General features: G+C 69.2%; 26 protein-coding genes and 2 riboswitches. Of the genes, 17 read left to right on the top strand and 9 right to left on the bottom strand.

What is annotated here, in order from left to right; translation table 11 throughout:
* Window position 1: 1 nt before the first annotated feature.
* Entirely contained in the window at window positions 2–745 is a 744-nt protein-coding gene (locus tag BLP73_RS05990) for a precorrin-2 C(20)-methyltransferase (RefSeq protein WP_090741285.1), read from the top strand.
* The gene (cobJ, locus tag BLP73_RS05985; protein ID WP_090741283.1) at window positions 742–1,473 is read left to right on the top strand and encodes a precorrin-3B C(17)-methyltransferase; all 732 of its coding nucleotides are present in this window, start codon (window positions 742–744) and stop codon (window positions 1,471–1,473) included. The genes BLP73_RS05990 and cobJ overlap by 4 nt, the downstream gene beginning before the upstream one ends.
* Here cobJ and BLP73_RS05980 read toward each other — a convergent pair.
* Window positions 1,443–2,192, bottom strand: a complete 750-nt coding sequence (locus BLP73_RS05980; protein ID WP_090741281.1) for a cobalt-precorrin-6A reductase — start codon at window positions 2,190–2,192, stop codon at window positions 1,443–1,445. The genes cobJ and BLP73_RS05980 overlap by 31 nt on opposite strands.
* On the opposite strand from BLP73_RS05980, the gene cbiE reads away from it, so the two are divergent.
* From cbiE to BLP73_RS05940, 8 genes are all read left to right on the top strand, one after another.
* A complete protein-coding gene (gene cbiE / locus BLP73_RS05975) occupies window positions 2,191–3,378 on the top strand; it encodes a precorrin-6y C5,15-methyltransferase (decarboxylating) subunit CbiE (protein WP_090741279.1) in 1,188 nt (395 codons plus the stop codon). The two genes, BLP73_RS05980 and cbiE, sit on opposite strands and share 2 nt — an antisense overlap.
* Entirely contained in the window at window positions 3,369–3,689 is a 321-nt protein-coding gene (locus tag BLP73_RS05970; RefSeq protein WP_090741277.1) for a cobalamin biosynthesis protein, read from the top strand. The genes cbiE and BLP73_RS05970 overlap by 10 nt, the downstream gene beginning before the upstream one ends.
* Window positions 3,686–4,453: a precorrin-4 C(11)-methyltransferase gene (gene cobM / locus BLP73_RS05965; RefSeq protein ID WP_090741275.1), complete on the top strand. Its 768-nt coding sequence runs from the start codon at window positions 3,686–3,688 to the stop codon at window positions 4,451–4,453. Before BLP73_RS05970 ends, cobM begins: the two co-directional genes overlap by 4 nt.
* Complete coding sequence (locus BLP73_RS05960) at window positions 4,450–5,787, top strand: cobyrinic acid a,c-diamide synthase CobB (protein ID WP_090741273.1); 1,338 nt, start codon at window positions 4,450–4,452, stop codon at window positions 5,785–5,787. The genes cobM and BLP73_RS05960 overlap by 4 nt, the downstream gene beginning before the upstream one ends.
* Before the next feature lie 18 nt (window positions 5,788–5,805).
* A riboswitch (cobalamin riboswitch) is annotated at window positions 5,806–6,022 on the top strand.
* A 33-nt stretch (window positions 6,023–6,055) separates the two neighbouring features.
* Window positions 6,056–6,721: an energy-coupling factor ABC transporter permease gene (locus tag BLP73_RS05955; RefSeq protein WP_090741271.1), complete on the top strand. Its 666-nt coding sequence runs from the start codon at window positions 6,056–6,058 to the stop codon at window positions 6,719–6,721.
* A complete protein-coding gene (gene cobF, locus BLP73_RS05950; RefSeq protein WP_090741269.1) occupies window positions 6,718–7,452 on the top strand; it encodes a precorrin-6A synthase (deacetylating) in 735 nt (244 codons plus the stop codon). The genes BLP73_RS05955 and cobF overlap by 4 nt, the downstream gene beginning before the upstream one ends.
* 113 nt (window positions 7,453–7,565) lie before the next feature.
* Complete coding sequence (locus BLP73_RS05945; RefSeq protein ID WP_090741267.1) at window positions 7,566–7,793, top strand: BrnA antitoxin family protein; 228 nt, start codon at window positions 7,566–7,568, stop codon at window positions 7,791–7,793.
* A gap of 33 nt (window positions 7,794–7,826) precedes the next feature.
* The gene (locus tag BLP73_RS05940; RefSeq protein ID WP_090741265.1) at window positions 7,827–8,093 is read left to right on the top strand and encodes a hypothetical protein; all 267 of its coding nucleotides are present in this window, start codon (window positions 7,827–7,829) and stop codon (window positions 8,091–8,093) included.
* A gap of 193 nt (window positions 8,094–8,286) precedes the next feature.
* On the opposite strand, the gene BLP73_RS18980 is transcribed toward BLP73_RS05940, so the two are convergent.
* The 8 genes from BLP73_RS18980 to BLP73_RS05905 all read right to left on the bottom strand — a co-directional run bounded on the left by BLP73_RS18980 (window position 8,287) and on the right by BLP73_RS05905 (window position 16,413).
* Entirely contained in the window at window positions 8,287–9,150 is an 864-nt protein-coding gene (locus tag BLP73_RS18980; RefSeq protein ID WP_139165901.1) for a hypothetical protein, read from the bottom strand.
* Between the two features lie 273 nt (window positions 9,151–9,423).
* A complete protein-coding gene (gene carB / locus BLP73_RS05935) occupies window positions 9,424–12,762 on the bottom strand; it encodes a carbamoyl-phosphate synthase large subunit (protein ID WP_090741263.1) in 3,339 nt (1,112 codons plus the stop codon).
* 308 nt (window positions 12,763–13,070) lie between these two features.
* A complete protein-coding gene (locus BLP73_RS05930) occupies window positions 13,071–13,844 on the bottom strand; it encodes a DUF1217 domain-containing protein (protein ID WP_090741261.1) in 774 nt (257 codons plus the stop codon).
* Between the two features lie 7 nt (window positions 13,845–13,851).
* Window positions 13,852–14,256, bottom strand: a complete 405-nt coding sequence (gene flbT / locus BLP73_RS05925) for a flagellar biosynthesis repressor FlbT (protein ID WP_090741258.1) — start codon at window positions 14,254–14,256, stop codon at window positions 13,852–13,854.
* A complete protein-coding gene (flaF, locus tag BLP73_RS05920; RefSeq protein ID WP_090741256.1) occupies window positions 14,253–14,624 on the bottom strand; it encodes a flagellar biosynthesis regulator FlaF in 372 nt (123 codons plus the stop codon). Before flaF ends, flbT begins: the two co-directional genes overlap by 4 nt.
* 68 nt (window positions 14,625–14,692) lie before the next feature.
* Complete coding sequence (locus BLP73_RS05915; RefSeq protein WP_090741474.1) at window positions 14,693–15,673, bottom strand: flagellin; 981 nt, start codon at window positions 15,671–15,673, stop codon at window positions 14,693–14,695.
* 168 nt (window positions 15,674–15,841) lie between these two features.
* Window positions 15,842–16,159, bottom strand: a complete 318-nt coding sequence (locus BLP73_RS05910) for a hypothetical protein (protein WP_090741254.1) — start codon at window positions 16,157–16,159, stop codon at window positions 15,842–15,844.
* Window positions 16,156–16,413: a hypothetical protein gene (locus BLP73_RS05905; RefSeq protein WP_245686563.1), complete on the bottom strand. Its 258-nt coding sequence runs from the start codon at window positions 16,411–16,413 to the stop codon at window positions 16,156–16,158. Before BLP73_RS05905 ends, BLP73_RS05910 begins: the two co-directional genes overlap by 4 nt.
* Window positions 16,414–16,513: 100 nt before the next feature.
* Between BLP73_RS05905 and fliK the strand changes: the two genes are divergently transcribed.
* The 7 genes from fliK to gcvH all read left to right on the top strand — a co-directional run bounded on the left by fliK (window position 16,514) and on the right by gcvH (window position 23,916).
* A complete protein-coding gene (fliK, locus tag BLP73_RS05900) occupies window positions 16,514–17,878 on the top strand; it encodes a flagellar hook-length control protein FliK (protein WP_090741249.1) in 1,365 nt (454 codons plus the stop codon).
* An 11-nt stretch (window positions 17,879–17,889) separates the two neighbouring features.
* Window positions 17,890–18,546, top strand: a complete 657-nt coding sequence (locus tag BLP73_RS05895) for a flagellar hook capping FlgD N-terminal domain-containing protein (protein ID WP_090741247.1) — start codon at window positions 17,890–17,892, stop codon at window positions 18,544–18,546.
* Between the two features lie 128 nt (window positions 18,547–18,674).
* Entirely contained in the window at window positions 18,675–19,358 is a 684-nt protein-coding gene (rpe, locus tag BLP73_RS05890; protein ID WP_090741245.1) for a ribulose-phosphate 3-epimerase, read from the top strand.
* A 758-nt stretch (window positions 19,359–20,116) separates the two neighbouring features.
* Window positions 20,117–20,896 (top strand): SDR family oxidoreductase, encoded by a 780-nt coding sequence (locus tag BLP73_RS05885; RefSeq protein WP_090741243.1) that lies wholly within the window; start codon window positions 20,117–20,119, stop codon window positions 20,894–20,896.
* A 70-nt stretch (window positions 20,897–20,966) separates the two neighbouring features.
* A complete protein-coding gene (locus BLP73_RS05880) occupies window positions 20,967–22,046 on the top strand; it encodes an ABC transporter ATP-binding protein (RefSeq protein WP_090741240.1) in 1,080 nt (359 codons plus the stop codon).
* A gap of 105 nt (window positions 22,047–22,151) precedes the next feature.
* Window positions 22,152–22,241: riboswitch (glycine riboswitch) on the top strand.
* Window positions 22,242–22,396: 155 nt separating this feature from the next.
* The gene (gcvT, locus tag BLP73_RS05875; RefSeq protein ID WP_090741237.1) at window positions 22,397–23,545 is read left to right on the top strand and encodes a glycine cleavage system aminomethyltransferase GcvT; all 1,149 of its coding nucleotides are present in this window, start codon (window positions 22,397–22,399) and stop codon (window positions 23,543–23,545) included.
* 14 nt (window positions 23,546–23,559) lie between these two features.
* Window positions 23,560–23,916, top strand: a complete 357-nt coding sequence (gcvH, locus tag BLP73_RS05870) for a glycine cleavage system protein GcvH (RefSeq protein ID WP_175453260.1) — start codon at window positions 23,560–23,562, stop codon at window positions 23,914–23,916.
* The last annotated feature ends 92 nt before the right edge of the window (window positions 23,917–24,008 follow it).

Below are 24,008 nucleotides of genomic sequence, written 5' to 3'. Positions count from 1 at the left end.
CATGGGACGCATCATCTGCGCGGGCCTCGGGCCGGGGGACCCCGACCTCATCTCGGTCAGGGCCGATCGGGCGGTGCGCACCGCCCGCCAGATCGCCTATTTCCGCAAGCCCGGCCGCCCCGGCCAGGCGCGGCGCATCGTCGAGGGGATGCTCGCCGAAGGTGCCGTCGAGCACCCGATGGAGTACCCCGTCACGACCGAGCTGCCCTTCGACAGCCCGCTCTACAACGACCTGCTCTCGGCCTTCTACGATGACTGGGCCGCGCGGCTCGCGGTGCTGGCCGAGGGCGGCGACGTGGTGGTCCTCTGCGAGGGGGACCCGTTCTTCTACGGCTCGTTCATGCATCTCTACGTGCGCCTGAAGGACCGGGCGCAGGTCGATGTGATCCCCGGCATCCCCGGCATGGCCGGCTGCTGGCACGCCAGCGGGACCCCGATCACCTGGGGCGACGACGTGATGACGGTCCTCATGGGCACCCTGCCCGAGGCCGAGTTGGCACGCCACATGGCCGGCAGCGACGCGCTGGTCATCATGAAGACCGGCCGCAACCTGCCCCGCGTGCGCCGCGCCTTGGCTGCCGCTGGACGCCTGCCGGACGCGTGGCTGATCGAGCGCGGCACCATGCCCGGCCAGCGCATCGCCCGCCTGGCCGAGGTCGACGACGCCGACTGCCCCTATTTCGCCATCGTGCTGGTCCACGGCCAGGGCCGCCGCCCCGCCCGCGCCCTCTCGGTGGCCGAATGAGCGGCTGGATCGCCGTCGCGGGCCTCGGCCCCGGCGCCGACGCGCTGGTGACCCCGGAGGTGACCGAGGCGCTGGCGCAGGCGACCGACGTGATCGGCTACATCCCCTATGTGGCCCGCGTGGCGGCGCGGGAGGGGCTGACCCTGCACCCGTCCGACAATCGGGTGGAGATGGACCGCGCCCGCCTCGCCCTGCGGCTGGCAGCCGAGGGGCGGCGGGTGATCGTCGTCTCCTCGGGCGATCCGGGCGTCTTCGCGATGGCCTCGGCCCTCTTCGAGGCGCTTGGGCCGGACGCGGACCCCGAGATCCGCATCCTGCCCGGCATCACCGCGATGCTGGCGGCAGCAGCCCGCGCCGGGGCGCCCTTGGGCCATGATTTCTGCGCGATCAACCTGTCGGACAATCTCAAGCCCTTCGCCCTGATCGAGCATCGCCTGCGCCACGCCGCGCGCGGCGACTTCGCCATGGCCTTCTACAACCCCCGCTCGGCGAGCCGCCCCGAAGGCTTCGCCCGCGTGCTGGAGATCCTGCGCGAGGAATGCGCCCCGCAGCGCCTGATGATCTTCGCCCGCGCCGTCACCACGCCGGACGAGCGGCTGACGGTGGTCACGCTCAACGAGGCCCTTCCCGAGATGGCCGACATGCGGACCGTCGTGCTGGTCGGTAACGCGGCGACGCGCCGGGTCGGCCGGTGGGTCTACACCCCCCGCAGCGCGGAGGCGGTGTGATGCAGCCAGTCCAGTGCCTCCTTGGGGCGCGCCACCTCGGCGCGCGGCGGCAGCGCCGGGCGGTCGATCATCACGACGCGGACCCCGAGCGCGCGGGCGGCGGCCAGCTTTCCCTCGGCCCCCGCCCCCCCGCTGTTCTTGGCGACCAGATGCGTGATCCTATGCGCCGCCATCAGCGCCCGGTCGCCCTCGCTGGTGAAGGGGCCGCGCGCGATGACGATGTCAGCGTTCGGCAGGGGCGGCACCTCGGGCGGATCGACGAGGCGCAGCAGCCAGCGATGCGGCAGATGCGCGAAGGCCGGCAGGTTCTGCTTGCCGATGGCCAGAAAGACCCGCGCCGGAGCCTCGGGCAGCGCCCGCGCGGCCGCCGCGATGTCGGGGACGTGGAGCCAGTCATCGCCCGGCCCCGCCTGCCAGGCGGGCCGCTGGAGCGCCAGCAGCGGCAGGTTCAGCGCGGCGCAGGCGGCATGGGCGTTTTGGCTCATCTGCGCGGCGAAGGGATGGGTGGCATCCACCACATGCGTGATCCGCTCGGCCCGCAGCCACGCCGCCAGCCCCTCGGGCCCGCCGAAGCCGCCGATCCGCGTCGGCAAAGGCTGCGGAACCGGCGCCGCCGTCCGGCCGGCATAGGAAAAGACGGCCGCCACCTTCTCGCGCGCCAGAAGGGCGGCGAGGCGGCTCGCTTCGGTCGTGCCGCCCAGCAGAAGCACGCGCGTCATGGCTGATCCCTGGCTCACCATCATCGGTCTGGGCGAAGATGGCCTCGCCGGCCTGACCGATGCAAGCCGCAGCGCGCTGGCCGGGGCCGAGACCATCTTCGGCGCCCCCCGCCACCTGACGCTGGCCGAGGCCGGCGCACGGGGCCGCGCCTGGCCCGTCCCTTTCGACATTGCCCCGGTGCTGGCGCTTGGCGGCCGGCGCGTGGTGGTGCTGGCTTCGGGCGATCCCTTCTGGTTCGGCGCCGGCGGGACGCTGACCGCGGCGCTGGCGCCGGGGGAATGGCGCGCCCTGCCCACCCCCGGCACGCTGTCGCTGGCGGCGGCCCGCCTCGGCTGGCGGATCGAGGAGGTGACGGCCCTCGGCCTCCACGCCGCCCCGTTCGAGCGGCTGCGCCCCCACCTGGCGCGCGGCTGCCGGATCATCGCGACGCTGCGGGACGGGGACGCCCCCGCCGCGCTGGCCGAGTGGCTGTTGGCCGAGGGCGCGGAGGCCGCGCGCCTGATCGTGCTGGAACGCCTCGGCGGCCCCGCCGAGCGGCTCCGCGAGAGCCGCGCCGACGCGTTCCAGATGACCTGCGCCGCCCCCGTCGCCGTCGCCATCGACGGCGCGGACCTGCCGCGCGGCTATGGCCTGCCCGCCACGCCTGGCCGTCCCGACGATCTGTTCGCCCATGAGGGCCAGATTACCAAGGCCCCTGTCCGCGCCCTGACCTTGGCCGCCCTGCAACCCCGGCCCGGCGCGCTGCTCTGGGACATCGGCGGCGGCTCGGGGGCGATCTCGGTCGAATGGGCGCTGGCCGGCGGGCGCGCCATCTGCATCGAGCCGCGCGCGGACCGCCTGGCCCTGATCGAGGAGAACCGCGCCCGCTTCGGCCTCGCCCACCGGATCGAGCCGCGCCATGGCACCGCCCCCGAGGCACTCACCGGCCTCCCCGAACCCGATGCCATCTTCATAGGCGGCGGCGCCAGCCCGGCGCTGTTTAACGCATTGCTGCCCCTGCCCCCTGGCACACGCCTCGTCGCCAATGCCGTCACGCTGGAAACCGAGGCGCTGCTGACCCAGCTTCACGCCCGCCACGGCGGCGAGCTGCTGCGGATCGAGCTGGCCCGCGCCGCCCCCCTGGGCACCATGCGCGGCTGGCAGCCCGCCCGGCCGCTGGTGCAATGGAGCCTGACATGCGCATAGCCGGCATCGGCTGCCGCCCCGGCACCCCGCCCGAGATCCTGGCCGCCGTCATCATGGGCGCCAAGCCCGACGCGATCGCCACCATCCCTGCGCGCGAGGCCGAGCTGCGCCCTGTGGCGGCCCTGCTGAACCTGCCCCTGCGCCTCGTCGAGGTCGCCGGCGTCGTGACCCCCACGCAATCGCCCCGCATCACGGCCGCCTTCGGCACCGGCTCGGTCGCCGAGGCCGCCGCCATCGCCGCGGGCGGGCGCCTGATCCAGGCCCGCCAAGCCTTCGGCACCGTCACCATCGCCATTGCAGAGGTCCCATGACCGTCCATTTCATCGGCGCCGGTCCGGGCGCGGCCGACCTCATCACCCTCCGCGGCCGCGACCTGATCGCGGCCTGCCCGGTCTGCCTCTATGCCGGCAGCTTGGTGCCGCCCGCGCTGCTGACCCATTGCCCCCCCGGCGCGCGCATCGTGAACACGGCGCCGCTGAGCCTCGATCAGATCATCGCCGACATCGCCGCCGCGCATGAGGCGGGCCATGACGTCGCGCGCCTCCATTCCGGCGATCTGTCGATCTGGTCCGCGATGGGCGAGCAGCTGCGCCGCCTGCGCGCGCTTCAGATCCCGGTGAACGTCGTCCCCGGCGTGCCCAGCTTCGCCGCCGCCGCCGCCGCGCTGGAGGTCGAGTTGACCCTGCCCGGCCTCGCGCAATCCGTCGTGCTGACCCGCACCCCCGGCCGCGCCTCCTCCATGCCCGAGACCGAGCGCCTCGCCGCCTTCGCCGCCACCGGCGCCACGCTGGCGATCCACCTGTCGATCCACGCGCTGGAGACCGTCCGCGCCGAGCTGATCCCCCATTACGGCGCGGATTGTCCCGCCGCGATCGTCTTCCGCGCCAGCTGGCCCGACCAGCGCGTCATCCGGGGCACGCTTGGCAGCCTCGAGGCCGGGGACATCGACCGCACTGCGCTGATCCTCGTCGGACGTGCGCTCGCTGCCGAGGGCTTCGACGACAGCCGCCTCTACGCCGCCGATTACGACCGCCGCTACCGCCCTGTCGGCGACGAGCCGAGGTTTCCCGAATGACCCCGCCACTCACCCCGGGCCTGATGATCTCGGCCCCCGCATCCGGGACGGGCAAGACCGTCCTGATGCTGGGCCTGCTGGCGGCGCTGCGCCAGCGCGGGCTGAGCGTGCAGCCCTTCAAGTCCGGCCCCGACTATATCGACCCCGGCTTTCACCGCGCCGCCTCCGGCCGGGCCAGCTTCAACCTCGATGCCTGGGCGATGGAGCCGGGACGCCTGATCCATCACGTCGCCAGCCAGCCGCCCGCCGACCTGATCCTGGCCGAGGGCTCGATGGGCCTTTTCGACGGGGTGGCGAAGCCCGGCGAGACCGGCATCGGCTCCAGCGCCGAGGTCGCGGCGATGATGGGCTGGCCGGTTGTGCTGATCATCGACGTCTCCGGGCAGGCGCAATCGGCCGCCGCGACCGCGCGGGGCTTTGCCAGCCTGCGCCCGGACCTGCCCTTCGCCGGCGTGGTGCTGAACCGCGTCGCCTCGCCCCGGCATGACGCGCTGATCCGCGAGGGCATGGCGGCGGCCGGCATCCCCGTCCTCGGCGCGCTGCCGCGGCAGGGCAACATCACCCTGCCCGAGCGGCATCTGGGCCTTGTCCAGGCGGAGGAGACCGAGGGGCTGCAGGCCATCCTCGACCATGCCGGCGCCTTCATCGCGGCCCATTGCGACCTGGACGCGATCATCGCCGCCGCCGCCGCACGCCCTTTGCCCGAGGCCGCCGCGCCGCGCCCCCTGCCCCCGCCCGGCGGACGCATCGCTCTGGCCCGCGACGCGGCCTTCAGCTTCACCTATCCGCATGTGCTGGACGCCTGGCGGCGCGCGGGCGCCACCATCCTGCCCTTCTCGCCGCTGGCCGACGAAGCCCCCGACGACAGCGCCGATTGCTGCTGGCTGCCCGGCGGCTATCCCGAGCTGCACGCCCCCCGCCTCGCCGCCGCGGACCGCTTCCGCCGCGCGATGCACCGCTTCGCCGAGACGCGGCCGGTCCATGGCGAATGCGGCGGCTACATGACGCTCGGGGCGGGGCTGGTGGATGCCGAGGGGGTGCGCCACCCGATGCTGGGCCTTCTGCGGCTGGAAACCAGCTACGCCAAGCGCCGGATGCATTTGGGCTACCGCCGCGCGGCGCTGCTGGCGCCGCTGCCGGGCCTCGGCTGGCAGGCGCTGCGGGGGCACGAGTTCCACTACGCCTCGATCACCGCCCAGCCTGACGCGCCGCTGGCCGAGGTGACGGACGCCACCGGCGCGCCCGTCCCCGAGACCGGCAGCCACCGGGTGATGCCGGGTGGCGGGAGCGTTACGGGCACCTTCTTTCACCTCATCGCGCCTGCGGCGACTTGACCCGGCGGCCCGCTTCACCCTTAGGTGATCCGGCATGGTGCCCACCAGACGCGCAGCGTCGGGCTTCATCGGGAATGAGGAAGGGCGGACCCAATCGCGGCGCCCGAAGCCTCAGCCGCCCCCGCGACTGTATGCGGCGAGCGCGCGTCACGTGATGCCACTGGGGAGACCCGGGAAGGCCGACGCCGCGCCCTGACCCGCGAGCCAGGAGACCGGCCATGCGCGAAACCCATGGAAGCCGTCGGGTGTGACGGCAAGGAGAGAGCATATGCATATCGAGCCCGGCATCGTGAACGGTGCCAAACTGATCCTGAGCTACGCCACCGCCGCCACCGCCGGCCTTTACGCGCTGAAGCTGGGCTGGGACGCCCTGCGCGAGCGCGGCGCGACCTCGCTGCTGGCGCGCACGGGCCTCGCCACGGCCGCGACCTTCGTCTTCTTCGAGGTCCTGCCGACCGCGCCCGTGGGCGTGTCCGAGGTGCACCTGATCCTTGGCTCGACTCTGTTCCTGCTGTTCGGCGCGGCGCCGGCGGCGTTCGGGCTGGCGCTCGGGCTTCTGGTGCAGAGCCTTCTCTTCGCGCCGTCGGACCTGCCGCAATACGCGATGAACGTGACCACGCTGCTGGTGCCGCTGTTCGCGGTGGCGGCGCTGGCGCGGCGGGTGATCGCGCCGGGGACGGCCTATGTGGACCTGCGCTACGGCCAGGCGCTGGCGCTGTCGACGGCCTTCCAAGGGGGCGTGGTGGCTTGGGTCGCCTTCTGGGCGCTCTGGGGTCAAGGCGTCGAAGCGACGGGCGGGATCCTGACCTTCGGCGCGGCGTACCTTCTGGTCATCGCCATCGAGCCGCTGGTGGACCTGGCCGTTCTTGCGGGCGCCAAGGCGGCGCGGGGTCTGCGCGGCAGCGCGCTGGTGACGCCGCGGCTCTACGCGTGATCGACCTGGTTCTGGTCGGGGCGGGCACGGGCCATCCCGACCACCTGACCCTGCAGGGCGTCCGCGCCCTGCAAGAGGCTGATCTTGTTCTGCTTCCCCGCAAGGGCGCGGGCAAGGAGGACCTGGCGCATCTGCGCCTTGCCATGCTGGCGCGGCACCGGCCGGGCGGCCTCGTGGCCGAGGTCGATCTGCCGGTGCGGGACCAGGATCTGCCCTATCTTCAGGGGGTTGAGCTTTGGCACGACGCCATCGCGGCGGCGTGGGAGGCCGCGGTGCGGGCGGCGCTGCCGGAGGGCGGGACGGTGGCGATGCTGGTCTGGGGGGACCCTTCGCTCTATGACAGCAGCCTCAGGATCGCGGCGCGGGTGGGCTGGCCGGCCAAGGTCGTGCCGGGGATCACAGCGGTGCAGGCGCTGTGTGCGGCGCATGTCATCCCTCTGAACTCCGTTGGAAATGAGGTGCTTATCACAACCGGGCGGCGGCTGCGCGAGGGCGGGTTTCCCGCTGATGCGGACCGGGTGGTGGTGATGCTGGACGGGGAATGCAGCTTTCGGGCGCTGGCGCCGGAGGGGCTGTTCATCTGGTGGGGCGCTTACCTGGGGATGGGCGAGGAAATGCTGGACATGGGGCCTCTGGCCGAGGCGGGGGCGCGAATTTTCGAGGCTCGGGCAAGGGCGCGGGCAGCGCATGGGTGGATCATGGACTGCTATCTTCTGGCCCGCACAGCGTAGGCACCGGGCGTGCACCGCGCGTGCACCGAACGTACACCGACAACGCACGCCCCCTTAAGCCGCCGTTAACCACCCGCCGCCAGTCTGGAGCCGGTCAGAAACGGGGTGCGGGCATGGGCGCGGGCAAGACGGCCGAGGTGCGGCGGGCGAATTACCACTACATGGCGGACGCGATGCGGATGCTGGAATGGGACCTGCACAGCACGGTCCTGTCCCGGATGCGCATCCCCGAGGAATGGCACCAGATCGCGCTTGAGCGGGGGCGGTGCGCGAAGACGCGCGTCACGCTGCGGCTGGATGCGGATGTGGTCAAGTTCTTCCGGTCGATGGGGCCGGACTAGCAGGCGCGGGTCAACCGGATCGTGGCGGGCTGGATGCATGCTCGGCTGGCGGGGCTGATCGAGGGGGCCGAGACGATGGACTACCTGAGGCGCCGCGAGGCCGAGGGGCTGGAGGGCCGCCGCCCCGAATTCGGCGATCTGCAGCGCGAGGAGGATGCGGCGCTGGCGGGCATGGGCGAGGAGCCGCTGCGTTCCCCTTTGGGCCTCGGGGCGGGGGTGCCCATGGAGGGACCCCGCCGGATCAGCGAGAGGGGGAAGAAGGCGCTGCTGGAGGAGATGATGAGGCGGAATGGGATGTGAGGCTACCGCCAGAGTAAAACCGCAAAGTGCAGTATCTCAATACGGAATCAAAGCGTCACGCGCGTTTCTGCTCTCCATAGAGTTCGGTCAAGCGCCTCTAGGTTTTCTATATCGGCATCTGAGATAGTGGATTTTCCTAATACTGTCTTGGCTGGGTGGGCAAGAATATTCCTCGCCCCGCCGTTGACCGTTTCTATGAGATTTGCAAGATCCTGTCTCGAGACGCCACCTTCGCCGTCGAACAGTTGACTGAACAGGGTCCTTGCGACTTGGCCCGGAAACTTTCAAGCATTTCCAAAAGCGTCAATCGACCCAAGTCGCCTTTATATATCTCTTTAAGCTTTACTTTCACCTTACCTACCAACACCTTTTCAACATCACCGTTAGATATCGCCAACAGGATGCGTCCAGCGGCTCTTTCACAGCGTATGAATGGTTCGTAAGCTCGCAACGCCCTGTTTTCGAGCGTGTCTGCACTTCTTCCAGCTTCCAATGCTATGGCGGCAATAAAATTCCTGTTCTCCGCGGCGCCGCGAACATAGAAACCTCCGAGAGCCTCATAGCCATCGTGTAAAATTCCCGCCGAGCTAATGAACTGGAATGTGCTCCGGGACTTCTTATATGCCATAATCGTCGGGCGAACTCCTGGAATACTAGAAGTAAGCAAGTCTAGGTCTGTAATGAATTTTGCTCCAAGCGGAGCCTCTACCATTGGATATGTACCAGCATTGCAGCTTAGCAACATTGGCTGATTTACATACAGCTTTTCGTCCGGATCGATGTACTCAGGCCGAAGAACGCTGTCCTCTGGTGAGATGGTGATGCAATACTCATTTGCATTTTCGTTGATAGCCCTTGGGAGCGACACGCGAATCGGAAACAACTTGATCCCTAATGCGCTATAGATCCGCTCTGCGGCTTTTTCGGCAACCGAGGCCGGGTGCAAAGCTATGGCATCGTTCCTACCTAACTCGACTATAGCAGGAGTTCCAGCGCGGAGTTTATCGCATATAATGCCCGATAGCTCATCTGCATGCTCTGAAAGATAACGCAGCATTCGCCAAGGCGTGAGCAGAACGATTAGATTTGCATCCCTTATCGCGCTCCTCGCGCTCTCCAGCCAGACGTCAAACGACTCGCCATTCTGGAACCTCTTAAGTCGATGCACGGTGCATCTGAGAGTGGTGCAAACGATATCTTCAAATTCGCTATGTCGATTATCGGAAGGGGCTTCAGGATATAAGTCAAAGATCAAGACGTTCAAAGCGACAGTCTCCGCGTTTAAGCGACCTAGAAAACTGCAAGCTTAACGCTTTGCAAGAGGTTCCGGCTAAGCCTGCAGCGACCTCACCCCGACTTCCCCCTCCTCGCGCGACTTGATCGCCGCCACCGCCGCGATGCTGCCCGCGGCCGTGGTGAAATAGGGGATCTTGTCGTAGAGGGCGACGGCGCGGATCTCGCGGCTGTCGGCGATGGCCTGGACGCCCTCGGTCGTGTTCAGGACCATCGCGATGTCGTCGTTCTTCAGGCGGTCGACGATGTTCGGGCGCCCCTCGTAGACCTTGTTCACGCGGGTCGAAGCCACGCCCTGCGCGTCAAGGAAATCGGCGGTGCCGGCGGTGGCGACGAGCGAGAAGCCCATGTCGACCAGATCGCGGGCGGCCTGCGCCAGGGCGGGGGTCTTGTCGGCGTCCTTGACGGACAGGAAGACGCGGCCCTCGTGCGGCAGGTGGGTGCCGGCGCCCATCTGCGCCTTGAGGAAGGCGCGGGCGAAGTTGCGGTCCCAGCCCATCACCTCGCCGGTGGAGCGCATTTCCGGGCCGAGCAGCGTGTCGACGCCGGGGAAGCGGGCGAAGGGCAGCACGGCCTCTTTGACCGAGAACCACGGCGTGATCGGGTCGGCGAGGGTCAGCGGGTCGGCGAAGGGCAGGTCGGCTTCCGGGCCGACGCCTTCGGGATAGGGCGCGCGGAGGGGGAAGTTTGACATCGGCTCGCCGGCCATGAGGCGCGCGGCGATTGAGGCGATGGCGCTGTCGGTGGCCTTGGCGACGAAGGGGACGGTGCGGCTGGCGCGGGGGTTCACCTCGAGCACGAAGATCTCGCCGTCCTTGAGGGCGAACTGCACGTTCATGAGGCCCTTGACCTTGAGCGCGCGGGCCATGGCGGCGGTCTGGGTCTTCAGCTCGGCGATGGTGGCGGCGTCGAGGGTGTGGGGGGGCAGCGAGCAGGCGCTGTCGCCGGAATGGACGCCCGCTTCCTCGATATGCTCCATGATGCCGGCGACGTGGACATTTTCGCCGTCGCAGAGGGCGTCGATATCGACCTCGATCGCGCCGGAGAGGTAGCTGTCGAGGAGGACGGGGTTCTTGCCCGAGACGGAGACGGCCTCGGTGATGTAGCGGCGCAGGTGGTCCATGTCGCGCACGATCTCCATCGCGCGGCCGCCGAGGACGTAGGAGGGGCGGATCACGAGGGGGAAGCCGATGCGGCCGGCGATCTGGATGGCTTCGTCGCCCGAGTGGGCGATGCCGTTGATGGGCTGCTTGAGGCCGAGGTCGTTCAAGAGGTGCTGGAAGCGCTCGCGGTCCTCGGCCAGGTCGATGGCGTCGGGGGTGGTGCCGAGGATGGGGATGCCCTCGGCCTCCAGCGCGTTGGCGAGCTTGAGGGGGGTCTGGCCGCCGAACTGGACGATGACGCCGTGGAGGGTGCCGTTCTGCTGCTCGGTGTGCAGGATCTCGAGGACGTGCTCGAGGGTGAGCGGCTCGAAATAAAGGCGGTCCGAGGTGTCGTAGTCGGTCGAGACGGTCTCGGGGTTGCAGTTGACCATGATGGTCTCGTAGCCGGCATCGGTCAGCGCGTAGCAGGCGTGGCAGCAGCAGTAGTCGAACTCGATCCCCTGGCCGATGCGGTTGGGGCCGCCGCCGAGGATGACGACCTTCTTGGCGTCCGTCGGGCGGGATTCGCATTCCACGTCGCCCATCGCGGGGGATTCGTAGGTGGAATACATGTAGGGGGTCTGGGCTTCGAACTCGGCCGCGCAGGTGTCGATGCGCTTGAAGACGGGGCGGATGCCCTTGGCGCGGCGGGCGCGGCGGATCTCGGTTTCGCTTTGGCCGGTCAGGTGGGCGAGGCGGGCATCGGTGAAGCCCATCATCTTGAGGGCGCGCAGGCCGTCCTCGTCCTGGGGCAGGCCCTCGTGGCGGATCTTGTGCTCGGCGTCCACGATCTCGCGGATGCGGGCGAGGAACCACGGGTCGAAGCTGGTGATGCGGCCGATCTCGTCATCGGTCATGCCGAAGCGCATGGCCTCGGCGATGACGCGGATGCGGTCGGGGGTGGCGCGCGAGAGGGCGGCGATGAAGGCGGGCTTGCCCTGCTCGGACGCGCCCTCGATGGCGATCTCGTCGAGGCCGGTCAGGCCGTTCTCCATCGAGGCCAGCGCTTTTTGCAGCGATTCGTGGAAGGAGCGGCCGATGGCCATGACCTCTCCCACCGATTTCATCGCGGTGGTGAGTTCAGGCTTGGAACCGGGGAACTTCTCGAACGCAAAGCGCGGGATCTTGGTCACGACGTAGTCGATGGAGGGCTCGAAGCTGGCCGGGGTGACCTTGGTGATGTCGTTGTCCAGCTCGTCCAGCGTGTAGCCGACAGCCAGCTTCGCGGCGATCTTGGCGATGGGGAAGCCGGTGGCCTTGGAGGCCAGCGCCGAGCTGCGCGACACGCGCGGGTTCATCTCGATCACGACCATGCGACCGTCGGCAGGGTTCACCGCCCATTGCACGTTCGAGCCGCCGGTCTCGACCCCGATCTCGCGCAGGACCGCGATGCTGGCGGTGCGCATGATCTGGTACTCGCGGTCGGTCAGGGTCAGCGCAGGGGCGACGGTGATGCTGTCGCCCGTATGCACGCCCATCGGATCGACGTTCTCGATGGCGCAGACGATGATGGCGTTGTCGTTGCGATCCCGCACGACCTCCATCTCGTATTCCTTCCAGCCGAGCAGGCTCTCGTCGATCAGCACCTGCGCCATGGGCGAGGCGTCGAGGCCCGAGCGGACGATCCGCTCGTAGTCGTCGCGGTTGTATGCGACGCCGCCGCCGGTGCCGCCGAGCGTGAAGGCGGGGCGGATGATGGCGGGCAGGCCGATCTCTTCCAGCGCATCCATCGCTTCGCGAACGCCGGCATTGATGTCGTACTTGCCGCTGGCCAGCTTCGGCGCGGCGACAATGGTGGCCTTTGGATTCTCGAGGCCGATCCGGTCCATCGCCTCGCGGAAGAGCTTGCGGTCCTCGGCCATCTCGATCGCGGCGCGCTGCGCGCCGATCAGCTCGACCCCGTAGCGGTTGAGCGCCCCGCTGTCGGCCAGCGCCAGCGCGGTGTTGAGGCCGGTCTGCCCGCCCATCGTGGGCAGCAGCGCGTCGGGACGCTCTTTCGCGATGATCTTCTCGACGATCTCGGGGGTGATCGGCTCGATATAGGTGGCGTCGGCCATCTCGGGATCGGTCATGATCGTGGCAGGGTTCGAGTTGACCAGGATGACCCGGTAGCCTTCCTCGCGCAGCGCCTTGCAGGCCTGGGCGCCGGAATAGTCGAACTCGCAGGCCTGCCCGATGACGATGGGGCCGGCGCCGATGATCAGGATGGACTTGATATCGGTTCTCTTCGGCATGGTCGGGCCCCGGCTGTCTTGGATGTGCGCAAATCGACCGGGGTTATAGTCAAGCGGGACTTGGGCGCAAGGTGCGCCGGACAGCGGCAGGGCGAAAAGGGCGAGGCGCCCGGTGGCTCGCGGGCGTGCGTTCCGTCTAGGAGCCTCTACAAAGCGGCGACCTGGCGCGACGCTGCGACCGTGGCATCCGGGCTTGCTCCGCGTTTGTGACGGGCAGAGAGCGGAGTTTCAGGCCGAACGACGCTGCGCAGCCTGGCAAGCCCAGCAGGGTTCGCGGCCACTCTGGTGATCGTGCTGACGGCCCGTCATCAGCGGGGCGCGAGAAGCGACATCGCTGCGCTGTAGCGGTTCGCGACGGGGCTCTCGGTCAGCTGCGAGCGCGCGAGGTAATTCTGGATCACCCGCTCGGTCTGGGCCGGCTCGGCGAGCGCTGCCAAGGAAGTGGTTCCAAAGGTCCGTTGCGCGGCGGCCATGAACTCTTGGTTCTGCCGCTCGACCGGCAGCTTGCCCAGCGAGCGGCTGAGGCCGAGCGCGCCTTCCATCAGCTTGCGCAGCGGCGGGTTGCCCATCACCTCGTACCACAGAGTCCGGTCGGTCGCGGTGCGGCCGGCGAACTGCTGCAGCTCGCGCCGGCCGTTCATCGCGAGACGCAGCTCCTCATGGGCGCCGCCGACGCGACGTTCATGCTCGCGCGTGACGAAGGCCTCGGTCAGGCGATCGGCAAGCTCGGCGGGCGTCCCGCCGGTCCCGATCGTCTGCGCCATCCGCAGATAGCGCTTGTCGCTGAGGCGGTTGACCAAGGCCTTCTGGTCCGCGGGATCGGATTCCAGGATTTTGCGGATGAAGGCCTTGTTCGAGATGTCGTTCTCGAGGCCGAAGGCGGAGAGCACGCCCGAGAGCAGCCGGTAGTCCTTCACCAGCGCCTCGGGCGAGCGGACCTTGTCGATGTTCTCGCGCAGGTAGGTGGTGCTGCGCTGGACGATGCTGTCCTTGCGCAGCGCCTCGATCTGGCGGGCCTCGGTCCGCTGCAGGATCTTCCAGCCCGGAAGGCCGCCGAGGCCGAGGTTGATCGCCGGCGTCATCGCCCCCTCACTGGCGGGTGGCGGCGAAGAGCCGGGCCTCGCGCGGGAGCAGCTCGCGCAGGCGGCGCATCGCCTGGTAGGGGTTGTCCTCGATGGCGAAGTTGGTGGCGTCGGCCAGGAGGATGCGGCTGTCGCGGTCGTCGAAGACCTGGCTCAGCTGCTCGATGGCGCTGAGCAGCTGCCGCCTGCCTTGGGCCGGATCGGCATCGCCCGACAGGATCAGCTGCGCGATGTAGCAGGCGCGGGCGACGGGCGTGTTGGCCGCGTCGGGGTGGATCGCGTCGCGCAGGCGCAGGACATTGACGTTGGGCGTCTTGATCGAGATTCGCGAGCGTCGGTCGCCGTTCTCGATCACCGCGCCGTTGATCAGGATGCGCTCGTTCGGGGCGAGCTTGAGGACGAGGCCGCTCATGCCGGCACCTCGCCGCGCAGGCCCTTCATGATGCTGAGATTGATGTCGATGAGGGCGTCGGTCGTCGCCTCGCCCTGCAGGCAGGCATGGCCGCGGCGGATGCTGAAGCCGGCAAGCGAGAGAAGGCCCGCCTTCACCTCGTCGGGCAGCGCGTTGCCGGGCGCGGCGAGGTCGGCGGCGAGGGCGGTCCAGAGTTCGTTGTTCAGGTGGACGGCCTGGATCGCTTCGATGGTGGCGCAGCGGCGGTCGGTCTGGCGCAGCTGGCGGGTGATGCGCGAGAAGGCGTCGTATTCGGTGTCGCGCGCGGTGCGGACAGCAGCCGAGCCGTAGGCGTGGGTTTTGAGTGGCGTAACCGCGTTCAAGATCATGCGTCCCGTTCTGGATTTGGATCATCAGGCGAAGGACGGGGCGCCGCGTAGGGCGCCCCGCTTCGTCATCAGCGGAAGAGCGACAGGATCGCCGAGGGCGCCTGGTTGGCGATCGACAGCGACTGGATGCCCAGCTGCTGCTGGGTCTGCAGCGCCTGCAGGCGGGCAGAGGCTTCTTCCATGTCGGCGTCAACAAGCGAGCCAATGCCGACCTTTAGCGAGTCGGCCATTTTACCGATGAACTCTGTTTGGTCAGAGATACGCTTGCCTGCAGAACCCAGTTCGGCAGTCTTTGCCACGACCACGCTAATGGCAGCCTCAATGTTGGCAATGAACTCATTCGCGCTGTTCGCAACCCCGTAAGGGCCGACACGGCTAACAGCAGTAGGCGCGGCCGAGGCAGCCGTCGGATCCGCGAGGTTCAGCGCGTTGGCACCAAACATCGAGGCGACACCGGTCCCAAGGTTGATCCCCAGCACATGCTGTAGCCTGGTATTGGCGACGTTGATCTTGTTGACGGTAGTCGTAGCGGAGCCCGCGGCACGATCAAGCGAACCGACAACGGTTAGGCTAACCGCGTTGACCGCCGCCACCTCCGTGTCGCTGGGGGTGGCGGAACCAAATTCTGCCGCAGGTCCTTTCAGCAGGTTCACGCCGTTCATTTGCGTGCCGTTGATTACGGACGCAATTTCCTTAAACTTCAGTTCGATGTCCGTGCGGATTTTCGCGCGCTCGCTCTCCGTAACGCTGTTGTTTGCGCCCAACGCGAGGTTCTTGATCTCCCCGAGGACATCTGTGATCCGCTCGGCACCAAGGCGCGCTGTGGAGATCGCCTGTCCTGCCACGTTAAGCATGCTCTGCATGGTCTTGTTTGCGGACTGGTCGGTTTCCATCACCTTCGAGATCGCCCAAACCGCCGCGTTGTCCTTGGCGTTGGCGACCGACTTGCCGGTCGAGATCTCGGACTGAGCTTTGCTCAGGTTGCTGTTGACCGATTTCAGGGTCTGAAGCGCGACGATGGCGCTTTGGTTGGTCAGAATGCTGGACATGTTGTCCTCCATGAGAGGGGCGCTTTGGCCCCGGTTCGCATTGATGGCCTTCTGACCGGTTCGGGCGTCTGCCCTGCCTTTCGCGGCATGCCTGATGTCTAGGCCGCCGGTGCTTTACGGGTAGTGAATTTCCCCCCTCCGCTCAAACACGGCTTGCGTCGGATTTTATCAAAACCGGCGCGGCGCCGGCGCGGCCACCGGCTTCAGCTGGCGGCGGCCGAAGCTGTCATAGGTGGCCAGCGACTGCGCGGCGAGGACGATGGCGCGCACCTCCTCGGCGGCGCCGCGGGCGCCCTGCAGCGAGGCCTCGGCCAGCTGGCGCAGGTCGGCCAGCGCGGGCTCCAGCGATTCGCGGGCGGCCTCGTCGATCTTGCCGCGCGCGAGCGTCGCGGTCAGGTCGTCCAGCCGCGCCAGCGCCTGCTCGGCATTGCCCGAGAGGAGCGCCTGGCGCACGGCCTCGATCCGCCGGGTCACCGCGCGGCTCATGCCTTGGCCTCGAGGTTGCCGAGGCCGAGGTCGAGGCGGCGCGCCAGCAGCGCCGCGTGCTCGCGCGTCAGGAAGCTGGAGAACTGCTCCTCTCCGGCGCCGCCGCCGAAGCTGCCGCCAAGGGCGCCGGGGCCGCAATGCTTCAGCATCTCCTCGAGGAACATCTGCTCGACCTGGTCAGCGAGGCTGGTGCTGGCCATTGATTGAGGCGCGGGTCGCGCGACGGGAGCGGCGGCAAGGTGCAGGGGGTCCATTCAGGTCTCCGCGACAGGGGGAATGGCGCAGAAATAGCGGGGCGAGGTAAATAATTGGTAAGCCTTTTGCGCTATCCCGGCTGCCAAAGGGGTACCTGTCATGAGCGAGATTTCACAGATCCTGTCGGTCCTGCCAGCCACCGTGGCGCCGGCCGAGCCGGGTGAAGCCGAGCGGGCGGAAAGTACGGGCTTCACGCTTGATCCGCTTGCGGATGGGGCCGCGCCTGCGCCAGCCGCCGCGGTGGAGGATGCGCTGGAGGATTGGCTGGCGGCACGCTCGGGGGTGACGGCGCAGCTCGCGGAACCAGAGGTTGCCTCGGATGATTCGCAGGGCGAGGCCGCGCTGGCGCAGGAGGCAGGATCCACGCGGGCGCCCGTCGAGACGGCGGAGGTCGAGGGTCTTGGCGCCGCCGCTTCGTCGCCCGCGCGAACGGCCGAGGCCGCGCCGCAGGTTTCCGTGGAGGCTGCGCCTGCGGAAGCAGCCTACGCGTCCGACGGCGGGACCGTCGCGCCGGAGCCGGAGCCTCAGAATGATCCGGCTCGAGAGGTCGTGAAGGAGCTTGCCGTCGAGGAGGGGGCTCATCTGGCGGAGGACGCCTCGATCCCGCAGATGCCGGCCGAGCAGCGTCAGGCGCATCCCGTCGTCGCGCAGGCGGCGCCCTCGCTGCCCGCCCAGCCTCCGCTCGAGGCCGCCGCGGCACCGCAACCCGATGCGCCGAGTGCCGCAATGGCGAATCAGCCGCTGCAGGCCGCGCCGGCTGCTGTGCCGCAGAGCCTGCAGGACGCGGTGCGCAAGGCACCGTCATCATCTTCGGGAAGCACGACAGACATCGTGGCGACTGCCGGCGAGACGCCTGCGGGCGACGAGCGCCGCATCTTGAAGGCCGCCCGGGCGCTGGCCGAGGCTCCGGCCGCAGTCGTCCCGCGCGGCGCAGCGGCCTTGCCCGCGGGTTTCGAGGCCGCGGCGAGCAACGCGCCTCCGGCGCCTGCTGACGCGCTTGCGGTTCTTCCTGCGCTACCGGCTTTCGATCGCGAGATCCGGCTGCCCACGCCCCTCGGTGCGCAGCACGGGCCGGGTGCCCATGCGGCGCCTCCGCCCGGCCGGCAGATCGCCGAGGCGGTGCTTGTCAGCCGCGGCGAGGCGACCGAAATCCTGCTGGCGCCCGAGGAGCTTGGCCGACTGCGGATGGTGGTCACGGGAAGCGACCGCTCGCAGTTGGTGATCTGGGCCGAGCGCCCCGAGACGCTGGAGCTGCTGCGGCGCAACGCCGATCTTCTGTCCGCCGATCTGGCGGAGGCGGGCCTGGCTTCGGCCTCGATGGAGTTCCGGCAGGGCGGCGAATGGCAGGCGCCCGTCCGGTTCGAGGCCGCCGCGACGGGCGACACAGATTTCGCGGTCGTGCCGCCGCTGGCCGCCGCCCGGCGCTACATCGACCCGCAGCGCCGCATCGACATCAGAGTGTGAGGACCAAGGACATGGTGAACGCCATCGGAAACGCGGCCGCGCCGGCCGTCCAGGCGAAAGGCGGCTTCTCGGGCCCGGGCGCCGGAGCAGATTTCGAAACCTTCCTGCGGATGCTGACCGCGCAGCTGCGCAACCAGGACCCGCTAAATCCGATGCAGAGCACGGATTTCGCGGTGCAGCTTGCCACGTTCGCAGGGGTCGAGCAGCAGGCCATGACCAACAAGCTGCTGACGCAGATGGCGGGGCAGTCGGGCGCGGGTCTTGCCGGCGCGGCCTCGTTCATCGGCAAGGAGGCGCGCACGACGGCGCCGGTCTGGTTCGGCAACGTGCCGCTGACGCTCGACATCGCGCCCGACCGGATGGCGGACAGCGTGCAGCTGATCGCGCATGACGCTCGCGGGCGAGAGATCGGCCGCGAGGAGATCGGACCGGGGACGGGGCAGATCGAGTGGTACGGGCGCGACTCCTTCGACGAGAAGCTGCCGGACGGGCAGTACAGCTTCACCATCGAAAGCTACAGCAACGGCACGAAAGTCGCGACAGGCAAGGTCGGCGTCTATGCCCGGATCGTGGAGGCCGAGCTTGCGGATGACGGCATGGTCCTGATCTTCCAGGGTGGCGGCGCGGCCCCTGCCCGCGAGATCACGGCGATCCGGGATCCACGCTGACCGCGTCCGGAAGACGGCGATGAGCAAGGTGGCCGCGGCAAGCCTCGACCTGGGCGGCGCGGCTACGGGCTTGACGCGGCGGGCGCGAGAAGGCAGGGCGCAGGCGCGTGGCCAGCAGGAGGGCGCCGATGGAGTTCGACCGCAAGATCAGGATCGCCCCGTCGATCCTTTCCGCAGATTTCGCCGATTTCGGCGCCGAGATCCGGGCGATCGAGGATCAGGGCGCGGACTGGGTGCATGTGGACGTCATGGACGGGCATTTCGTGCCGAACCTGACCTTCGGCCCGCCGGCGGTGAAGGCCTTCCGCCCTCATGTGACGACCTTCATGGACGTGCATCTGATGATCGCGCCTGTCGACCCCTTCATCGAGGCCTATGCCGAGGCCGGCGCCGACATGATCACCGCCCATGTCGAGGCCGGCCCGCACCCGCACCGGACGCTCCAGGCAATCCGGGCGACGGGGAGGCAGGCCGGGATCGCGCTGAACCCGGGCACGCCGGTCGAGGCGGTCGAGTACCTGCTGGACCTGTGCGACATGGTGGTGGTGATGACCGTGAACCCCGGCTTCGGCGGGCAGAAGTTCATCCACAGCCAACTGGACAAGATCGCTCGCCTGCGCGGGATGATCGGCGACCGCCCCATCCACATCCAGGTGGACGGCGGCGTCGATGCGGCGACCGCGCCTCTGGTCGTCACGGCGGGCGCGGACGTGCTGGTCGCAGGCTCGGCGGTCTTCCGGGGCGGAAGCGTGGCCTCACCGCAGGTCTATGGCGCGAACATGGCCGCGATCCGCAAAGCCGTCGCTGCCTGAGCGCGGAGCGTCGTCAGGACAGTTGACCTGACTGCGGACGGTCTGTGTCGGCGGCCAGGTGAGCATGGTGCAGGGCTTCTTGCTGCGGCAGGCAGAGTGGAACTCGCCGCAGGCGCAATCAGGATCTTGCATTGCAACGAAAAGCGTATCCTCAGGCCCGGTCATCGAGCGGCTGACGCGCTCAGGAGAGGCTTTGTCCTGATTGCCAGGCGCAGCCCACGCCCCCAGCCGCCCGACCCATATGCGCATCCCGCCCCAAGCTGATCACCCTTGCGCTCTGCGAGGCAGGTGCATCTGCCCGGTGACCGTTGATTAGATTGCACGCGCAAGTTGGTTGTCGATAGATCAGCGAAGCTGCCGTGACCTTGTAGCTCCGGGCAGTTCCCGAGCCTGCGTTCGCAGAGAGTCTGAAGTGCTTGCATCCGGTAAGTCGTCTCCACCGATGGTGCCAAGGCAACGGCGGTTGAGGCGCAGTCGCAAGCGTCTCCATCAACGCCATGAAGTGCGGTAGGCCGCTCAAGTCGAGGTTTCATCCTGGCGCCACGCGCTTGCGGCCTCGCGTACCGCCCGTAGCGCAGAGGCAGTTGGGACATGTCGGCGGACGACCTCGGTCTGCACGAAAAGAGCCTTGAGCGGCAGGCGCGATCGGGGCCGTCGAGGCTCCTCGCGCGCCGCGGGGCACGCCCCGCCGCCTGCCTCGACGTTTGACATTGCCGCAGGCGCCGCGTCTTCTGCGCGGGAATTGCAGGAGGACGCACATGGATCTGGGCATCAGGGGCAAGCGGGGGCTGGTCTGCGCGGCCTCCAAGGGGCTGGGGCGGGGCTGCGCCGAGGCGCTGGCGGCGGCCGGCGTCGATCTGGTCATCAACAGCCGCACCGAGGCCGACATCACCGCCGCCGCCGAGGAGATCGCGGCCCGGCACGGCGTCAGCGTCACGCCCGTCGCGGCCGACATCACCACCGAGGACGGGCGCGCCAAGGTGCTGGCGGCGGTGGGCCAGGCGGACATCCTGGTCAACAATGCCGGCGGCCCGCCCCCGGGCGACTGGCGCGCGTGGAGCCGCGAGGACTTCATCCGCGCGCTGGACGCGAACATGCTGAGCGCGGTCGCGCTGATGCAGGCGCTGGTGCCGGGCATGATGGAGCGGGGCTGGGGCCGCGTCGTCAACATCACCTCGCAATCGGTGCGCGCGCCCATCCCCGCGCTCGGCCTGTCGAACACGGCGCGGACCGGGCTGACGGGCTTCGTCGCCGGCATGTCGCGACAGGTCGCGGGCAGCGGCGTCTGCGTGAACAACATCCTGCCGGGCATTCATGCGACGGACCGTGCGGACAGCCTCGACCGGGGGGTATCGCAGCAGCAGGGCATCGACATCGACGAGGCGCGGCGGCGCCGGCAGGCGACGATCCCCACGGGTAGCTACGGCACCGCCGAGGATTTCGGCGCCACCTGCGCCTTCCTCTGCAGCCAGCATGCGCGGTTCATCATCGGCCAGAACATCCTTCTGGACGGCGGTGCGACGAACATGACCATCTGACCCGGCCGGTTGCGGCCTCGGCGCGGCTTTGCTAGGCGAGGCAAAGCCCGAGCGAAAGACTAGATTGTCCGTGAAGCAGCCGCCGCGCCTGGAAGTCCAGAACCTGACCCGCGCCTTCGAGGGCCGCCGCGTCGTCGACGACGTCTCCTTCGCCATCGAGGCGGGCCAGGTGGCCTGCCTGCTGGGCCCCTCGGGCTGCGGCAAGTCGACGACGCTGCGGATCGTGGCGGGCGTCGACATGCAGGACGCCGGACGCATCCTAGTGGACGGGCAGCTGATCTGCGACACCCAGTTCCGCATCCCGCCCGAGCGGCGCGCCATCGGGCTGATGTTCCAGGACTTCGCCCTTTTTCCGCATCTGCCGGTCGCCGAGAACGTGGCCTTCGGCCTGACGGGCGGCTGGCGCGCCAACCGTACGCGGGTGGCCGAGCTTCTGGACCGGGTGAAGATGTCGCCGCATCTGGAGAGCTACCCGCACGAGCTGTCGGGCGGCGAGCAGCAGCGCGTCGCCCTGGCCCGCGCGCTGGCGCCCCGCCCGCGCGTGCTGCTGATGGACGAGCCGTTCTCGGGCCTCGACGAGCGGCTGCGCGACGGCATCCGCGACGAGACGCTGGCCCTGCTGAAGGACGAGGGCACCGCCGTCCTGCTGGTCACCCACGAGCCGCACGAGGCGATGCGGATGGCCGACCTGATCCTGTTGATGCGCGACGGGCGCATCGTGCAGCAGGGCGCGCCCTACAACCTCTACAATGCGCCGGTGGACCGGCAGGCGGCGGCCTTCTTCAGCGACGTGAACGTGCTGACCGCGCGGGTCGAGGGGGCGCTGACCGGAACGCCCTTCGGGCAGTTCCTCGCGCCCGGCGTGCCGGATGGCAGCGAGGTGGACATCGTCATCCGCCCGCAGCACCTGAAGATCGATTTCGACCGCGCCGGGCAGGGCCCCGCGCCCACGGCCGAGAACGGCACCGCCGCCCGCGCTCGCGTGGTCCGCGCCCGCTACCTCGGGCGCGAATCGCTGATCGAGTTCGCCACGATGGAAGGCGGCATCGGGCTGAACGCCACGGTTCCGGGCGTCTTCCTGCCGCCGCCGGGTACGCCCATGTGGCTGATGCTGCGGCGCGACCGCTGCTTCGTCTTCCCGCGCCGCTGAGGCGGTCCTGCCGGACCCTGCCGGGCCCACGGGCAGAAAGCGGCACTTCGGGTGCGTCCTGCGACAAAGGTCTTGCCTCGGGCGCGGCGGGCGGCTAGCGGTGGAGGCAGGAATTCGGGAGACACCGGCGCAGCGCCGGGGCCGAAGGAGAAGCCGCCCCGGCAAGCTCTCAGGCGAAAGGACCGCTTTCCGCACGAAACTCTGGAGAGTGGCGCGCCGCGCCCGCCGAAGGGATAACGATCTCAGGCGCCATCCCGCGGGGGAAGGCAGGGACAGAGGGGGCATCAGGACGCGGGGTCTCCCCCCGCCCAACCGATGCCGGCTGCCCGGCAGATGCCCGAGGAGGCCCGATGGCCGAAACGACCGCCGAAGACCGCCGCACCGAAACCCGCCGAACCGGGCTATATGACCTGCATCTGGAGTTGGGCGCGCGCATGGTGCCCTTCGCCGGCTGGCAGATGCCGGTGCAATACCCGATGGGCGTGATGGCCGAGCATCTGCACACGCGCGAGAAGGCGGGTCTGTTCGATGTCAGCCACATGGGACAGGTGCTGGTCTGGCCCGAGGACGGGCGGCTGGAAACGGCGGCGCTGGCGCTGGAAAGCCTGATACCCGCCGACGTGCTGGGCCTTCCCGAGGGGCGGCAACGCTACGGGCTCTTCACCAACGACCGCGGCGGGGTGCTGGACGATCTGATGTTCGCCAATCGCGGCGATCACTACCTGCTGGTGGTGAACGCGGCCTGCGCGGCGCAGGACATCGACCTGCTGCACACGCTCTCGGGCGTGCGGGTCGAGCAGGTGACCGATCGCGGCCTTCTGGCGCTGCAGGGGCCGCTGGCCGAGGCGGCGCTGGCCGCGCTGGTGCCGGGCGCGGCCGGCATGCGCTTCATGGACAGCCTTGCGCATGGCTGGGAGGGCGAGAGCCTCTGGATCTCGCGCTCGGGCTATACGGGCGAGGACGGGTTCGAGATCTCGGTTCCCGCCGCGCGGCTGGAGGATTTCGCCCGCGCGCTGCTGGACCGGCCGGACGTGGCGCCCATCGGCCTCGGCGCGCGGGACAGCCTGCGGCTGGAGGCGGGGATGCCGCTCTACGGGCATGACATGGACGCCGAGGTGACACCGGTCGAGGCCGCGCTCGGGTGGTCGATCCCCAAGGTCCGCCGGACGGGCGGCGCCCGCGCGGGCGGCTTTCCGGGCGCCGAGCGGGTGCTGGACGAGCTTGCCGCGGGCGCCTCGGCAATCCGCCGCGGGCTGCGCCCCGAGGGGCGGGCGCCGATCCGCGAGGGCGTCGCGCTTTATGCCGAAGCCGCGGGCGGCGAGCCGGTGGCGACCGTCCGCTCGGGCGGGTTCGGCCCGTCCGTGGGCGGGCCGGTCGCCATGGCGCTGATCCCCGCCGAGATCCCCGAGGGCGCGGTGCTGCATGCCGAGCTGCGCGGCAAGCGCCTGCCGGTCCGCGTGACCGCCCTGCCCTTCGTTTCCCCGAACTTCAAACGCTGAGGAGCATCACCATGCTGAAATACACCGAGGATCACGAGTGGCTGCGCGCTGACGGCGACGAGATCGCCGTCGGCATCACCAAGCACGCGAGCGAGCAGCTGGGCGACGTGGTCTTCATCGAACTGCCCGAGGAGGGGCGCGAGGTCGCGGCGGGCGAGGAAGTCGTGGTGATCGAATCGGTCAAGGCGGCCTCGGACATCGTGGCGCCGGTGGCGGGGACGATCACGGCGGTGAACAGCGCCTTGGCCGATGCGCCGGGCGACGTGAACGGCGATCCCATGGCGGCCTGGTTCTTCAAGCTGAAGCCGGCGGATGCCGGGGCGGTGGAGGGCTTCATGGACGAGGATGCCTACAAGGCGCTGATCGGCTGATGTGATGCCGGGCCTTGTCGGCCCGGCGGAAGCCGGGGGCGCTTCGCCCCCCGGACCCCCCGAGGATATTTCTGCACAGAAGATGGGGCCGG

It is taken from the genome of Paracoccus tibetensis (assembly GCF_900102505.1).
GTDB classification, from domain to species: domain Bacteria; phylum Pseudomonadota; class Alphaproteobacteria; order Rhodobacterales; family Rhodobacteraceae; genus Paracoccus; species Paracoccus tibetensis.
Note: the sequence above shows the minus strand (reverse complement) of the source record. Positions and strands in the feature narration are given on the sequence as shown.